This window comes from Paraburkholderia ultramafica, from assembly GCF_902859915.1.
In the GTDB taxonomy this organism is placed as follows: Bacteria; Pseudomonadota; Gammaproteobacteria; order Burkholderiales; family Burkholderiaceae; genus Paraburkholderia; species Paraburkholderia ultramafica.
In genome coordinates this window covers 134,176-147,031 of record NZ_CADIKK010000006.1, presented here as the reverse complement: position 1 = coordinate 147,031, position 12,856 = coordinate 134,176, and the positions used below count along the sequence as shown (strand labels likewise).

Annotated in this window: 15 protein-coding genes; 8 read left to right on the top strand and 7 right to left on the bottom strand. The window is 63.6% G+C overall.

All coding sequences use genetic code 11. The annotated features are described in order from the left end of the window. Positions 1 to 159 precede the first annotated feature (159 nt). The 3 genes from dusB to purH are packed head-to-tail and all read left to right on the top strand — an operon-like array spanning position 160 to position 3,076. Positions 160 to 1,224 carry a tRNA dihydrouridine synthase DusB gene (gene dusB / locus HV744_RS08560; protein ID WP_175149098.1) on the top strand — a complete coding sequence of 355 codons (1,065 nt, stop codon included), beginning with the start codon at positions 160 to 162 and terminating at the stop codon, positions 1,222 to 1,224. After that, positions 1,221 to 1,454, top strand: coding sequence for a Fis family transcriptional regulator (locus HV744_RS08555; RefSeq protein WP_007180440.1), 234 nt, complete (start codon positions 1,221 to 1,223; stop codon positions 1,452 to 1,454). The genes dusB and HV744_RS08555 overlap by 4 nt, the downstream gene beginning before the upstream one ends. Positions 1,455 to 1,510: 56 nt before the next feature. Next, complete coding sequence (purH, locus tag HV744_RS08550) at positions 1,511 to 3,076, top strand: bifunctional phosphoribosylaminoimidazolecarboxamide formyltransferase/IMP cyclohydrolase (protein WP_175149097.1); 1,566 nt, start codon at positions 1,511 to 1,513, stop codon at positions 3,074 to 3,076. Between the two features lie 255 nt (positions 3,077 to 3,331). Here purH and HV744_RS08545 read toward each other — a convergent pair whose 3' ends face one another. Beyond that, entirely contained in the window at positions 3,332 to 3,571 is a 240-nt protein-coding gene (locus HV744_RS08545; RefSeq protein ID WP_175149096.1) for a hypothetical protein, read from the bottom strand. 128 nt (positions 3,572 to 3,699) lie between these two features. Here HV744_RS08545 and ruvC point away from each other — a divergent pair, with 128 nt between their 5' ends. From ruvC to HV744_RS08525, 4 genes are all read left to right on the top strand, one after another. Then, on the top strand, positions 3,700 to 4,242 hold the full coding sequence (ruvC, locus tag HV744_RS08540; protein ID WP_175149095.1) for a crossover junction endodeoxyribonuclease RuvC: 543 nt from the start codon (positions 3,700 to 3,702) through the stop codon (positions 4,240 to 4,242). Positions 4,243 to 4,322: 80 nt separating this feature from the next. Then, positions 4,323 to 4,907 (top strand): Holliday junction branch migration protein RuvA, encoded by a 585-nt coding sequence (ruvA, locus tag HV744_RS08535; RefSeq protein ID WP_175149094.1) that lies wholly within the window; start codon positions 4,323 to 4,325, stop codon positions 4,905 to 4,907. Between the two features lie 76 nt (positions 4,908 to 4,983). Next, on the top strand, positions 4,984 to 6,048 hold the full coding sequence (ruvB, locus tag HV744_RS08530; RefSeq protein WP_175149093.1) for a Holliday junction branch migration DNA helicase RuvB: 1,065 nt from the start codon (positions 4,984 to 4,986) through the stop codon (positions 6,046 to 6,048). A gap of 25 nt (positions 6,049 to 6,073) precedes the next feature. Further along, positions 6,074 to 7,012, top strand: coding sequence for an oxygenase MpaB family protein (locus tag HV744_RS08525; RefSeq protein ID WP_175149092.1), 939 nt, complete (start codon positions 6,074 to 6,076; stop codon positions 7,010 to 7,012). Between the two features lie 100 nt (positions 7,013 to 7,112). Here the strand turns inward: HV744_RS08525 and HV744_RS08520 are convergent, their stop codons facing one another. The 3 genes from HV744_RS08520 to tyrS form a co-directional block, all read right to left on the bottom strand. Beyond that, the gene (locus HV744_RS08520; protein WP_175149091.1) at positions 7,113 to 7,784 is read right to left on the bottom strand and encodes a histidine phosphatase family protein; all 672 of its coding nucleotides are present in this window, start codon (positions 7,782 to 7,784) and stop codon (positions 7,113 to 7,115) included. A 125-nt stretch (positions 7,785 to 7,909) separates the two neighbouring features. Beyond that, complete coding sequence (gene dtd / locus HV744_RS08515) at positions 7,910 to 8,368, bottom strand: D-aminoacyl-tRNA deacylase (RefSeq protein WP_175149090.1); 459 nt, start codon at positions 8,366 to 8,368, stop codon at positions 7,910 to 7,912. A 67-nt stretch (positions 8,369 to 8,435) separates the two neighbouring features. Then, positions 8,436 to 9,686, bottom strand: coding sequence for a tyrosine--tRNA ligase (gene tyrS, locus HV744_RS08510; RefSeq protein ID WP_175149089.1), 1,251 nt, complete (start codon positions 9,684 to 9,686; stop codon positions 8,436 to 8,438). A 205-nt stretch (positions 9,687 to 9,891) separates the two neighbouring features. Here tyrS and HV744_RS08505 point away from each other — a divergent pair, with 205 nt between their 5' ends. Further along, the gene (locus HV744_RS08505) at positions 9,892 to 11,022 is read left to right on the top strand and encodes an anhydro-N-acetylmuramic acid kinase (RefSeq protein ID WP_175149088.1); all 1,131 of its coding nucleotides are present in this window, start codon (positions 9,892 to 9,894) and stop codon (positions 11,020 to 11,022) included. 81 nt (positions 11,023 to 11,103) lie between these two features. Here HV744_RS08505 and erpA read toward each other — a convergent pair whose 3' ends face one another. The 3 genes from erpA to rplM all read right to left on the bottom strand — a co-directional run bounded on the left by erpA (position 11,104) and on the right by rplM (position 12,570). Continuing rightward, positions 11,104 to 11,469: an iron-sulfur cluster insertion protein ErpA gene (gene erpA, locus HV744_RS08500; RefSeq protein WP_094781462.1), complete on the bottom strand. Its 366-nt coding sequence runs from the start codon at positions 11,467 to 11,469 to the stop codon at positions 11,104 to 11,106. Positions 11,470 to 11,737: 268 nt separating this feature from the next. Beyond that, the gene (gene rpsI / locus HV744_RS08495) at positions 11,738 to 12,130 is read right to left on the bottom strand and encodes a 30S ribosomal protein S9 (protein WP_175149087.1); all 393 of its coding nucleotides are present in this window, start codon (positions 12,128 to 12,130) and stop codon (positions 11,738 to 11,740) included. An 11-nt stretch (positions 12,131 to 12,141) separates the two neighbouring features. Continuing rightward, positions 12,142 to 12,570 carry a 50S ribosomal protein L13 gene (gene rplM, locus HV744_RS08490; protein WP_042321008.1) on the bottom strand — a complete coding sequence of 143 codons (429 nt, stop codon included), beginning with the start codon at positions 12,568 to 12,570 and terminating at the stop codon, positions 12,142 to 12,144. Positions 12,571 to 12,856 lie beyond the last annotated feature (286 nt).

The window sequence follows — 12,856 nt, the reverse complement described above, 5'->3', positions numbered from 1 at the left end:
TCTATGAACCGGCGCACTTTCATAGAAGATTTAATGGGTTACGACACGCACATGTCGGGTATCGGCTATCCGTTAACGCTAAAATAGGCGTTTTCCCTCGCATTTCGCGACACCTCGATTGGCCAAAATTGAACAATCGGTAGCGCGCGCGTTCACGTCATGCCCACTCTCGGCTCCCACAATCTGCGTAACAACCTGTTCGTCGCCCCGATGGCCGGCGTGACCGACCGGCCGTTCCGCCAGCTGTGCAAGCGGCTGGGCGCGGGCTATGCGGTGTCGGAAATGGTCGCGTCGAACGCGCAGTTGTGGAAAAGCGAGAAGACCATGCGCCGCGCCAATCACGCGGGCGAGGTCGAGCCGATCGCCGTGCAGATCGCCGGCGCCGATCCGGCCATGATGGCCGAAGCGGCCCGCTACAACGTGGCGAACGGCGCGCAGATCATCGACATCAACATGGGCTGTCCGGCCAAGAAGGTCTGCAATGTCGCGGCGGGTTCGGCTCTGTTGCAGAACGAGCCGCTGGTGCAGCGCATCGTCGAGGCGGTGGTGGGCGCGGTAGGCGTCGGGCCCGACGCGGTGCCCGTCACGCTCAAGATCCGCACCGGCTGGAACCGCGACAACAAGAATGCGCTCTCCGTCGCGCATCTGGCCGAGGACGCCGGCATTTCGATGCTGACCGTGCACGGCCGCACGCGCGCCGACCTGTATCACGGCGACGCCGAATACGAGACCATCGCCGCGGTGAAAGCGTCGGTGCGCATTCCGGTGGTCGCCAACGGCGACATCACGTCGCCGCACAAAGCGCGCGAGGTGCTGGCCGCCACCGGCGCCGACGCGATCATGATCGGCCGCGCCGCGCAGGGGCGCCCGTGGCTGTTTCGCGAGATCGAGTATTTCCTGCAAACGGGCGAGTTGCTGCCGCCGCCGCGCATCGACGAAATCCAGCAGGTGATGAACGAGCATCTCGAAGATCACTACGCGTTCTACGGCGAATTTACGGGTGTCCGCACTGCGCGCAAGCACATCGGCTGGTACACTCGCGGCCTTTCTGGCGCCAACGTGTTCCGGCATCGCATGAATACGCTGGACACCACGCGTGAACAACTCCTCGCCGTCAACGAGTTCTTTGACGCACAAAAGGCGATCTCCGACCGCCTCGTCTACGTCGACGAAACGCCTGACAACAACGGCGAGCCGGACCCTACCGACCGACTGGCAGCATGAGCAAGAACAATATCGAACAATCTGTCCGCGACAGCCTGGGCATGTATTTCCAGGATCTCGACGGCTCCAATCCGCACGACGTCTACGACATGGTTATTTCATGCGTGGAAAAACCTCTGCTCGAGGTGGTGCTCGAGCAGGCCGGCGGCAATCAGTCGCTGGCCGCCGAGTATCTCGGCATCAACCGCAATACGCTGCGCAAGAAGCTGCAACAACACGGTTTGTTGTAGCGCGTTGTAGTTTCTTCGCGCCCCGCCACGATTTTCTTCGGCTTTTCGTCTTCATCATGATCAAGCAAGCGCTCATCTCCGTTTCCGACAAGTCGGGCATCGTCGACTTCGCGAAGTCATTGTCGGACCTCGGCATCAAGATCCTGTCGACCGGCGGCACCGCGAAACTGCTCGCGGACGCCGGCCTCTCCGTCACCGAAGTCGCCGACTACACGGGCTTCCCGGAAATGCTCGACGGGCGCGTGAAAACGCTGCATCCGAAGGTGCACGGCGGCATCCTCGCACGCCGCGACCTGCCGGAACACATGGCAGCGCTTGAAAAGCACGATATTCCGACCATCGACCTGCTGGTCGTGAACCTGTACCCGTTCGTGCAGACCGTGTCGAAAGAAGAGTGCTCGCTGGAAGACGCGATCGAGAACATCGACATCGGCGGCCCGACCATGCTGCGTTCGGCCGCGAAGAATCATCGCGACGTGACGGTGGTGGTCGATCCGGCCGACTACGCGCTCGTGCTCGAAGAAATGCGCGCGAACCGCAACGCGGTGTCGTACAAGACGAACTTCCGTTTGGCCACCAAGGTGTTCGCGCACACCGCGCAATACGACGGCGCGATCACGAACTATCTGACGAGCCTGACCGACGAACTGCAACATTCGTCGCGCAATGCTTATCCGGCGACGTTCAACCTCGCGTTCAACAAGGTGCAGGACTTGCGCTATGGCGAAAACCCGCATCAGAGCGCGGCGTTCTATCGCGATTTGAGCGCACCGGTTGGCGCACTGGCGAACTACAACCAGTTGCAGGGCAAGGAACTGTCGTACAACAACATCGCGGATTCCGACGCGGCGTGGGAATGCGTGAAGACCTTCGACGTGCCGGCCTGCGTGATCGTCAAGCACGCGAATCCGTGCGGCGTGGCAGTCGGCGCGGACGCGAACGAAGCGTACGCGAAGGCGTTCCAGACCGATCCGACCTCGGCGTTCGGCGGCATCATCGCGTTCAACCGCGAAGTGGATGAAGCGGCGGCGCAAGCCGTGGCCAAGCAGTTCGTCGAAGTGCTGATCGCGCCGTCGTTCAGCGCGCAGGCACGCCTGGTGTTCGCGGCGAAGCAGAACGTGCGCCTGCTGGAAATCGCGCTGGGCGAAGGCCATAACGCGTTCGATCTGAAGCGCGTCGGTGGCGGCCTGCTGGTGCAATCGCTCGATTCGAAGAACGTGCAGCCGCGCGAACTGCGCGTGGTGACGAAGCGTCATCCGACGCCGAAGGAAATGGACGATCTGCTGTTCGCATGGCGCGTCGCGAAGTACGTGAAGTCGAACGCGATCGTGTTCTGCGCGAACGGCATGACGCTCGGCGTCGGCGCCGGCCAGATGAGCCGCGTGGACTCGGCGCGCATCGCCAGCATCAAGGCGCAGAACGCAGGTTTGACGCTGGCCGGTTCGGCTGTGGCGTCGGATGCGTTCTTCCCGTTCCGCGACGGCCTCGACGTGGTGGTGGCGGCAGGTGCGAGCTGCGTGATTCAGCCGGGCGGCTCGATGCGCGACGACGAAGTGATCGGCGCGGCCGACGAGCACAACATCGCGATGGTGGTGACCGGCGTGCGTCACTTCCGTCATTGATTCGGGCTTGGCGGGCGACGGCTGGCTGGTGGTAAGGCGGCGGTCGCTGGATCAGCTTGAGAGAACTGGTTTGAGAGAAACGGCCTGGTGGAGTTTTCCGCTGGGCCGTTTTCTTTTTTGGACCGCTTTTTTGGCCGCTTTTCAGGCGCGTTCGTTTGCTTTGTCCGTGCCTCGTCGCTGTTTTGTCTGGCCGTTTTTTGCGCGCTTTTTGCACTCTCGTCACGCGCTCTGCACGCTTGCTCCGCTCCGCGCCGTTCAGTCGTCCGGCTCTTTTCTCGCGTAGCCCTCTCTCACATCCGGATGCTGGCTGATGTACGTGCCAAGCCCCTGCCCGCGCCGCGCGAGACGCTTCAGCACGGCGACGTGACGAGCACCGACACTCCCCTCCGTGTACCAATACACGACGCCCGGCCTGAAGCGAACCTTGATGAAATCGTCGCCGATTTCGTACGCATCGATGCCCGAGTCGCCGCTGAGATTCCGATAGCGCTCCATCTGCGTTTGCCTCCTCGCCACGCGTGCAGCAGCTTTTATTCCGCCGGCACCGCCGTCCGCCGGCCGCCTTGCGGCGCGCCTGTTGTAGTATCGCAAACACCTGGTTTTTACCGCATCCGCGGCACCTCATGAGAATTCTCGGCATCGACCCCGGCCTGCGCGTAACCGGCTTCGGCGTGATCGACCAAAGCGGCCACACGCTCAGCTATGTCGCGAGCGGCGTCATCAAAACCGCCAACGCCGATCTGCCGTCGCGCCTGGGCACCATCTTCGAAGGCATCTCGACGCTGATCCGTCAGCATTCGCCGGATCAGTCGGCGATCGAAAAAGTGTTCGTCAACGTCAATCCGCAATCCACATTGCTGCTCGGCCAGGCACGCGGCGCGGCGATCTGCGGGCTCGTCGCAAGCGGCGTGCCGGTCGCCGAATACACGGCGCTGCAATTGAAGCAGGCCGTAGTCGGCTATGGACGCGCGACCAAGGAGCAGATGCAGCAGATGGTGGTGCGGCTGCTCAACCTGTCCGGCGTACCCGGCACCGACGCCGCCGACGCACTCGGTATGGCGATCTGTCACGCGCATGGCGGCACGACGCTGAGCACGCTGGGCGGCATCGCACCTTCGCTGGCGAAGAAGGGGCTGCGGGTGAGGCGTGGGCGTTTGGTTGGGTAGCGCGGGATAGGTGGATTACGCATCACGCGCCGCCCGCTCGCTGCGCTACACTCGCCCTTTCCCTCAAGATTGAATTCGCCATGATCGGTCGCATTGCCGGCGTTCTGCTGGAAAAAAACCCGCCGCATCTAATCGTCGACTGCAACGGTGTCGGTTACGAAGTCGATGTGCCGATGAGCACGTTCTACAACCTGCCGTCGAACGGCGAACGCGTCGTGCTGCTCACGCAGATGATCGTGCGCGAGGACGCGCATCTGCTGTACGGCTTCGGCACCGCCGAGGAACGTTCGACCTTCCGCGAACTGCTGAAAATTTCCGGCATCGGCGCGCGCATGGCGCTCGCGGTGCTGTCGGGCATGAGCGTCCACGAGCTGGCGCAGACGGTCACGATGCAGGATGCGGCGCGTCTGACCCGCGTGCCGGGCATCGGCAAGAAGACGGCGGAGCGGCTGCTCCTCGAACTGAAGGGCAAGCTCGGCGCCGACCTGGGCGCGATGGCGGGGGCGGCGTCTGCATCCGACGACCATGCGTCCGATATCCTCAACGCACTGCTCGCCTTGGGCTACTCCGAAAAAGAAGCGTTGGCGTCCGTCAAGAACGTACCGGCCGGCACCGGCGTTTCCGAGGGCATCAAGCTCGCGTTGAAGGCGTTGTCGAAGGGTTGACATACAAGCCTCCAGGGTTCGCCGTACCTGCGATGGGTAGCGTTTCGCAACGGACAGCGCGCGGTACAATGCCCAGATGATCGAAACCGACAAACTCGCCGCCGAGCGCATCATCGCGGCCACGCCCGTCTCGCCGAACGAAGAAGCGTTCGAGCGCGCGTTGCGCCCGCGCCAGCTCGAAGAATATGTCGGGCAGGAAAAGATCCGCGGCCAGCTGGAAATCTTCATCGAAGCCGCCAGGCGCCGTTCCGAATCGCTCGACCACGTGTTGCTGTTCGGACCGCCGGGCCTCGGCAAGACCACGCTCGCGCACATCATCGCGCGGGAGATGGGCGTCAATCTGCGGCAAACCTCCGGACCGGTGCTCGAACGCGCCGGCGACCTCGCCGCGCTGCTGACCAATCTCGAAGCCAACGACGTCCTCTTCATCGACGAAATCCACCGGCTCTCGCCGGTCGTCGAAGAAATTCTGTACCCGGCGTTGGAGGATTATCAGATCGACATCATGATCGGCGAAGGGCCGGCCGCGCGCAGCGTGAAGCTGGATCTGCAGCCGTTCACGCTGGTCGGCGCAACCACCCGCGCGGGCATGCTGACCAATCCGCTGCGCGACCGCTTCGGCATCGTGGCGCGGCTCGAGTTTTACAACGCCGAGGAACTGGCGCGCATCGTCACGCGTTCGGCGTCGCTGTTGCACGCGCAGATTCATCCGGACGGCGCGCTCGAAATCGCCAAACGCGCGCGCGGCACGCCGCGTATCGCAAACCGCCTGCTGCGCCGCGTGCGTGATTTCGCCGAGGTGAAAGCGGACGGCAACATCACCGCACAAGTGGCCGATGCGGCGCTCAGAATGCTCGACGTCGACGCCGTCGGCTTCGACCTGATGGACCGCAAGCTGCTCGAAGCCATCCTGCACAAGTTCGACGGCGGCCCGGTCGGTGTCGACAATCTGGCGGCGGCAATCGGCGAAGAACGCGACACGATCGAAGACGTGCTCGAACCGTATCTGATCCAGCAAGGCTTCCTGCAGCGCACCCCGCGCGGCCGTGTCGCCACGCTGCTGACCTACCGGCATTTCGGTCTCGCCGCGCCTGACTCGTCGAGCGCGCTGCCCGGCCTGTGGGACTCGGCCGCGAAGTGAGCCACACGTAGCGAGGCCGAACAGAATGTCCGACCAGACGAGGCAACCCGGCTCATCCAGCGGTCTCTCGCGGCGGCTCACACACAGGCTCCGTTCCAGGCTGGCCGCCGGCATCACGCATCTGACGAGCGGCAGCGGCCCCATGCTCGACTACTCATCGCCGCCGGGAGATCCGGGGCTCTTCGGCCCGGACTCCGTGTGCTGGAAAGTCCACGCCGACTTCACGTCGATGATGACAGGCGGCATCAGCGCGCTGCTGCTTCAGGCATTGCACCCGTTAGCACTGGCCGGCGTGTGGGACCATTCGACCTTCCGCACCGATATTCTCGGGCGCTTGCGCCGCACCGCGACCTTCATCGCCGGCACGACGTACGGCAACCGGCAGGATGCGCTGGCGCTGATCGAACGCGTCAAGCGCATCCATCTGGATGTAAGCGGCGTTGCACCGGACGGGCAGCCGTATCGTGCGAGCGAACCCGCGCTGCTGACGTGGGTGCATGTCGCCGAGGTGTCGAGTTTCATGACCGCGCACCTACGCTATGTGAATCCGCTGTTGCCCGTTGCCGCGCAGGATCAGTACTTCGCGGAAACCGCGCGCATCGCCGAGATGCTCGGCGCTTCGAACATTCCGCGCTCGCGCGTCGAGATCGATGCTTACCTGCTGGCGATGCAGCCCGCGTTGGTGGCAAGCGAGCGCACTCGCGAAGTGGTGAGGATTCTGATGAACGCGCCCGCGCCGAGCGTTTCGATGCGGCCCGCCGGCATGTTGATGCTCAACGCCGGCATCGATCTCCTGCCGGACTGGGCGCAGACCATGTTGGGATTCGAACGCCATGCGGTGCTGCGCCGTACGCTCGCGCGGCCCGGCGTGCGCGTCGTTGCGCCGGTGATCCGCTGGGCGCTGGTGAATGGCATATCGAAACGGGCGCGCCGTCGCGTAGCCGCCGCGCGCGAACCGGATTGACGCGGGCTACTTGCACGCGCTAACTGCACGGCCTAAGCGCACATGGCAAGCCGGCGCGCTCACGCGAGGCGACTCCGCCCGGACCGCAGCGCTGCTTCGATCAACGCCCCGGTTCCGGGCCCTTCCCGAAACCATCGTCCGCGCCAGGCGCGCCGAGATGCGCGACGTCTGCCCACGACACGATCGTCGCGCTGCCATTATCGAAGTCCACGACGTTCACGCTGGTGTTCAGCAACGGGTAATTGCGCGGCGCGTCGAGCGGCAAGCCGCACGCCAAGCGGCGCACGCAGTCGAGCACGCCGCCATGCGCGACACAGGCGATCCGCCCGCCCGGATGCGCGGCAACCAGCGGCTCGATCGCGTGCACCACGCGATGGTAGAGCGTGCGCTGCGACTCGCCTTCAGGCGGCGCGAAACCGGGATCGCGGGTTTGCCAGTGTGCATATTCATCGGGGAAACGCAGCGCGATCTCATCGCTGTCGTGGCCCTGGAAAGCGCCGTAGGAGCGCTCGCGCAAACCCTCGCGCAATTGCAGCGGCAGGCCGAGCGCGTCAGCAATAGGCTGTGCGGTTTGCTGCGCACGTTGCAGGTCGCTCGAATAGATCGCATCGAGCCGGGCGCCCTGCTTCACCTCGTCGGCGATGCGGCGCGCAAGGCGTTGCGCCTGGGCCAGTCCAGTCGTCGCGAGCGGAATGTCGATGTGACCTTGAATGCGCTTGATGCGGTTCCAGTCGGTCTCGCCGTGCCGGATGAACAGAATCTGCGTAGTCATGAGAGGAAAGTGGGCGCCGTTCGCCGGTTATGCCGAGCCGCTATTGTCGCAAAAACGGCTGGAGGGTAGACGCGCGGTCGCGCGCATCGGGAATCGGTAGAAAGCGCATGACACGCCGATAAAGCTCAGGCGTTCGTCTGCAACCAGAACGTGACCGGCCCGTCGTTGACGAGCGACACCTGCATATCCGCGCCGAACTCGCCCGTCTCGACGATCGGATGCTTCGCGCGCGCAGCCGACACGAAGTAGTCGAACAGCCGCTTGCCTTCATCCGGCGGCGCGGCCGGCGTGAAGCTGGGACGCAGGCCGCTGTTGGTGTCCGCGGCCAGTGTGAACTGCGACACGAGCAGCAGGCCGCCCGCGCGCCCGGCGCCGTCGAGATTCTGCACGGAGAGATTCATCTTGCCCGCCGCGTCGCTGAATACGCGGTAGCCGAGCACTTTGGCGAGCAGGCGGTCGGCGGCCGCCTCGGTGTCGCCGCGTTCGGCGCACACGAGCGCGAGCAGACCCGCGTCGATCGCGCCGGTCACCCGGTCGGCCACGCGCACTTCGGCGCGCCGCACGCGTTGGATCAGCGCGATCATCGGCTGTTTGATTCTGATGGCAAGGTTTGACGCATCACTGAGCTGTCACCGCGTGATCACCGGGCGATCAGGCCGTCAGCGTGACGCGAGCAAAGCGGCGCTTGCCGACCTGCACGACGTACTCGCCGGCTTCGACCTTCAGCCCCTTGTCGGACACCGTCGCGCCATCGATCTTCACGCCGCCCTGCTCGATATTGCGCAGCGCTTCGCTGGTCGACGGCACCAGGTTGGCCTGCTTCAGCAACTGGCCGATCGCGAGCGGCGCGCCGGCGAGCGTCACCGCGGGGATATCGTCCGGCACGCCGCCCTTCGCGCGATGATTGAAGTCTTCGAGCGCACGCTCGGCGTCGGCTTGCGAGTGGAAACGCGCGACGATTTCCTGGCCGAGCATCACCTTGAAATCGCGCGGATTGCGGCCCGCGTCGATCTCCCTCTTGAAGCCTGCGATTTCCTCCATCGGACGGAACGACAGCAGTTCGAAGTAACGCCACATCAGCACGTCGGAAATGCTCATCAGCTTGCCGAACATGTCGGTCGGCTTTTCGCTGATGCCGATGTAGTTGTTCTTCGACTTCGACATCTTCTCGACGCCGTCGAGCCCTTCGAGCAGCGGCATCGTCAGGATGCACTGCTGTTCCTGGCCGTACTGCTTCTGCAACTCACGCCCCACCAGGAGGTTGAACTTCTGGTCCGTGCCGCCGAGTTCGAGGTCCGCGTTCAGTGCGACCGAATCGTAGCCCTGCATCAGCGGGTACAGGAACTCGTGGATCGAGATCGGCACGCCGCCCTGGAAACGCTTGGTGAAATCTTCGCGCTCGAGAATGCGCGCCACCGTGTAGCGCGACGCGAGCTTGATCATGCCGTCGGCGCCGAGCGGCATCGACCATTCGCTGTTGTAGCGGATCTCGGTCTTGTCGCGGTCGAGCACGAGCGCGGCCTGCTCGAAATACGTCTTCGCATTCGACTCGATCTGCTCGCGCGTGAGCGGCGGGCGCGTTGCGTTGCGGCCCGACGGATCGCCGATCAGCGACGTGAAATCGCCGATCAGGAAAATCACCGTGTGACCGAGATCCTGCAACTGACGCATCTTGTTCAACACGACCGTGTGGCCGATGTGGATGTCAGGCGCGGTCGGATCGAGCCCGAGCTTGATGCGCAGCGGCTTGGCGGTCGCCGCGCTCTTCGCGAGTTTTTGCGCGAATTCGTCTTCGATCAGCAGTTCGTCGACACCGCGCCTGGTGACGGCGAGGGCGTGACGGACTTCATCGGTGATCGGAAAGGCGGAAGCGGGGTTAGGCTTGGTGGACTCGGTACTCATGCTGGAAACGTGAAGTCGCAAAAAAAGGAGATTGTCCCATAGATGCGCGCCGCGGCGCCCAATGACGCAGCCAGAAGCCGGCCGACCGTGCGCGATTGGTGCGCAACGCACGGTGCCGATCGCGTTGCGGCGCATATTTTCGACCGCGCTTGCGCCGATAATCTGCTACAACGGATCGCAACGAACCATCGACAGGAGCAGCAACGTGGCGCGAGACCCCGCAGACGGCGTCTACTTTGGATTGATGTCCGGAACGAGCATGGATGGTGTGGACGGTGTGGCCGTCCGGTTTGCCGAAGGAAAGCCGCCGGAGGTGCTGGCCGAGGCGTTTGTCGGCTTCTCGGCGGGCATTCGCGAGGCGCTGTTCGCGCTGCAACAGCCGGGCGACAACGAGATCGAACGCGAGGCGTTGGCCGCCAACGCGCTCGCCACGCGTTATACGGTGTGCTGCCACGAACTGCTGCGCGGCAGCCGCGTTTCCGCCGACGAGGTCCGTGCGATCGGGGTGCATGGGCAGACAGTGCGGCATCGGCCGGAAAAAGGCTATACACGGCAGATCAACAACCCCGCGCTGCTCGCGGAAATGATGCACATCGACGTGATCGCCGATTTCCGCAGCCGCGACGTCGCGGCCGGCGGCCAGGGCGCGCCGCTCGTGCCGGCTTTTCACGCGACGGTGTTCGGCGCCAAGAACGAGACGCGGGTGGTCTGCAATCTCGGCGGCATCAGCAACATCACGATCCTGAACGCGACTGGCAGCGTGCGCGGCTTCGACTGCGGACCGGCGAACGCGTTGCTCGACGAATGGGCGCAGCGCCATCTCGGCAAGCCGTTCGACGAGAACGGCCATTTCGCGGCCGGCGGCCAGGTAGATCGCAAGCTGCTGAACGCGTTGCTCGACGAGCCGTTTTTCTCGCAGCAGCCGCCGAAAAGCACCGGCCGCGACCTGTTCAATGCCGAATGGCTCGGCTTGAAGCTCCAGCCGTTCGCCGGGCTCGATCCAGCCGACGTGCAGGCGACGCTCGTCGCGCTGACGGCCGTGACGGTCGCACGCGAAATCGAGCGGCACGCGTCGGACGCGAGGGCGGTGTATGTCTGCGGCGGCGGCGCGCGCAATCCGGAGATTCTGAAGGCGTTGCAGCAGGCGCTGGAGGACAGCGGCGTGAGCGGCGTACCCGTGATGACGACCGATGCGCTCGGCGTGCCGCCGAGCCAGGTCGAGCCGCTGGCGTTCGCCTGGCTGGCGATGCGCTGCGTCGCGCGGCTGCCGGGCAATTTGCCAGCGGTCACCGGCGCTACCGCTGAACGCGTGCTCGGGGCAATCTACCCGCGCTGAACGACGCGCGGCATTCGGCACGGACAATAAGAAACGGGGCCGAAGCCCCGTTTCTTGTACAACCTGTCGCCTAACCGGCCATCAGACCGAGAACGACGAACCGCAACCACACGTGGTCGTAGCGTTCGGGTTCTTGATGACGAACTGCGCGCCGTTGATGTCGTCCTTGTAGTCGATCTCAGCGCCGACCAGGTACTGGTAGCTCATCGAATCGATCAGCAGCTGGACGCCGCCCTTGTTCATGACGGTGTCGTCTTCGTTGACGGCTTCGTCGAACGTAAAACCGTACTGAAAGCCCGAGCAGCCGCCGCCCTGCACGAAAACGCGCAGTTTGAGGTCCGCATTGCCTTCTTCTTCGATCAGTTGCTTGACCTTGTCAGCCGCTGCGTCGGTGAAAACGAAGGGGGCGGGCATCTCGGTCACGGGTGTATCGGTGACTGCGTTCATTCGAACTCTCCAAAAAGCTTCTAGCCGCTATTGTAGGGCTGATCTCGATATCGTGCTGAAGCCCACAAAATCAATGGGTTCTTCCCGGGAAACCGACGGATGGCGCGATTGCCGCCACCGGCTTGCCTGAATGGGAACGATCGCCGCTCCGGCGCCGAATCCGGCGCCGCGAGGCCGAGCCGCGCAACCATAAAAAAAGCCGCCTTCGCGAAAGCGTTGGCGGCTTTTGCAGCGGACCGGCCCTGCAGCCGGCTCGCGCCCGAAGCGATTAACGCTTCGAGAATTGCTTCCTGCGACGTGCCTTGTGGAAGCCGACCTTCTTACGTTCGACTTCACGAGCGTCACGCGTCACGAAGCCTGCGTTCGACAGTTGCGGCTTCAGCGTTGCGTCATAGTCCATCAGCGCGCGGGTGATGCCGTGGCGAACCGCACCGGCTTGACCCGTTTCACCGCCACCCGTCACGTTGACCTTGATGTCGAACGTGGCGCCGTGGTTCGTGAGCTCCAGCGGCTGACGCACGATCATCAGCGACGTTTCGCGCGAGAAGTAATCGGCGATAGGCTTGCCGTTCACGACGATGTCGCCCTTGCCTGCCTTGATGAAGACGCGTGCGACGGCGCTCTTGCGGCGGCCCGTGCCGTAATTCCAGTTACCGATCATGTGGGCTCCCCTTAGATCTCGAGCGCTTTCGGCTGTTGCGCCGAATGCGGATGCGTTGCGTCAGCGTAGACCTTCAGCTTCTTGATCATCGCGTAGCCGAGCGGGCCCTTCGGCAGCATGCCCTTGACCGCTTTCTCGAGCGCACGGCCCGGGAAGCGTTCCTGCATCTTGCCGAACGTCGTTTCATAGATACCGCCCGGGTAGCCCGAGTGGCGATAGTACTTCTTGTCAGTAGCCTTGTTGCCCGTGACCTTCAGCTTGCCGGCGTTGATAACGATGATGAAATCACCGGTGTCGACGTGGGGAGTGAATTCAGGCTTGTGCTTGCCGCGAAGACGGTGTGCCACTTCGCTGGCGACACGCCCGAGAACCTTATCCGTCGCGTCAATCACGTACCATTCGCGCGTCACCTCATGGGCTTTTGCGGAAAACGTCTTCATGATCGATCCAAAAAAATTGCTGCGCCCAATGTGTTTTTTCCTGCTTGTAGTGTGCGCATCGAGGCGCGTGCAGGCTCTCCCTGGTTCTTCCTCCGCGGGCGCGGATGCGGAAAAGCCCTGAATTATAAAGGAATTTGCTACAGCAAGTCAAAACGTACCGGAGTTTTGCGAAACCGGCCGGGCGATTCGGCCAGCAGCGGGTACCATTTAGCGCCCTCATGTGTCCCAAATCGGTCTCGGCGCGAGATAAGCACGTGGCAACAGCACGGGCGAAAAAAAACCCGAA

Bases quoted from the DNA above. Each gene is read 5' to 3' on its own strand.
- dusB (WP_175149098.1), top strand. From the start codon at position 160: ATGCCCACTCTCGGCTCCCACAATCTGCGTAACAACCTGTTCGTCGCC.
- HV744_RS08555 (WP_007180440.1), top strand. From the start codon at position 1,221: ATGAGCAAGAACAATATCGAACAATCTGTCCGCGACAGCCTGGGCATG.
- purH (WP_175149097.1), top strand. From the start codon at position 1,511: ATGATCAAGCAAGCGCTCATCTCCGTTTCCGACAAGTCGGGCATCGTC.
- HV744_RS08545 (WP_175149096.1), bottom strand. From the start codon at position 3,571: ATGGAGCGCTATCGGAATCTCAGCGGCGACTCGGGCATCGATGCGTAC.
- ruvC (WP_175149095.1), top strand. From the start codon at position 3,700: ATGAGAATTCTCGGCATCGACCCCGGCCTGCGCGTAACCGGCTTCGGC.
- ruvA (WP_175149094.1), top strand. From the start codon at position 4,323: ATGATCGGTCGCATTGCCGGCGTTCTGCTGGAAAAAAACCCGCCGCAT.
- ruvB (WP_175149093.1), top strand. From the start codon at position 4,984: ATGATCGAAACCGACAAACTCGCCGCCGAGCGCATCATCGCGGCCACG.
- HV744_RS08525 (WP_175149092.1), top strand. From the start codon at position 6,074: ATGTCCGACCAGACGAGGCAACCCGGCTCATCCAGCGGTCTCTCGCGG.
- HV744_RS08520 (WP_175149091.1), bottom strand. From the start codon at position 7,784: ATGACTACGCAGATTCTGTTCATCCGGCACGGCGAGACCGACTGGAAC.
- dtd (WP_175149090.1), bottom strand. From the start codon at position 8,368: ATGATCGCGCTGATCCAACGCGTGCGGCGCGCCGAAGTGCGCGTGGCC.
- tyrS (WP_175149089.1), bottom strand. From the start codon at position 9,686: ATGAGTACCGAGTCCACCAAGCCTAACCCCGCTTCCGCCTTTCCGATC.
- erpA (WP_094781462.1), bottom strand. From the start codon at position 11,469: ATGAACGCAGTCACCGATACACCCGTGACCGAGATGCCCGCCCCCTTC.
- rpsI (WP_175149087.1), bottom strand. From the start codon at position 12,130: ATGATCGGTAACTGGAATTACGGCACGGGCCGCCGCAAGAGCGCCGTC.
- rplM (WP_042321008.1), bottom strand. From the start codon at position 12,570: ATGAAGACGTTTTCCGCAAAAGCCCATGAGGTGACGCGCGAATGGTAC.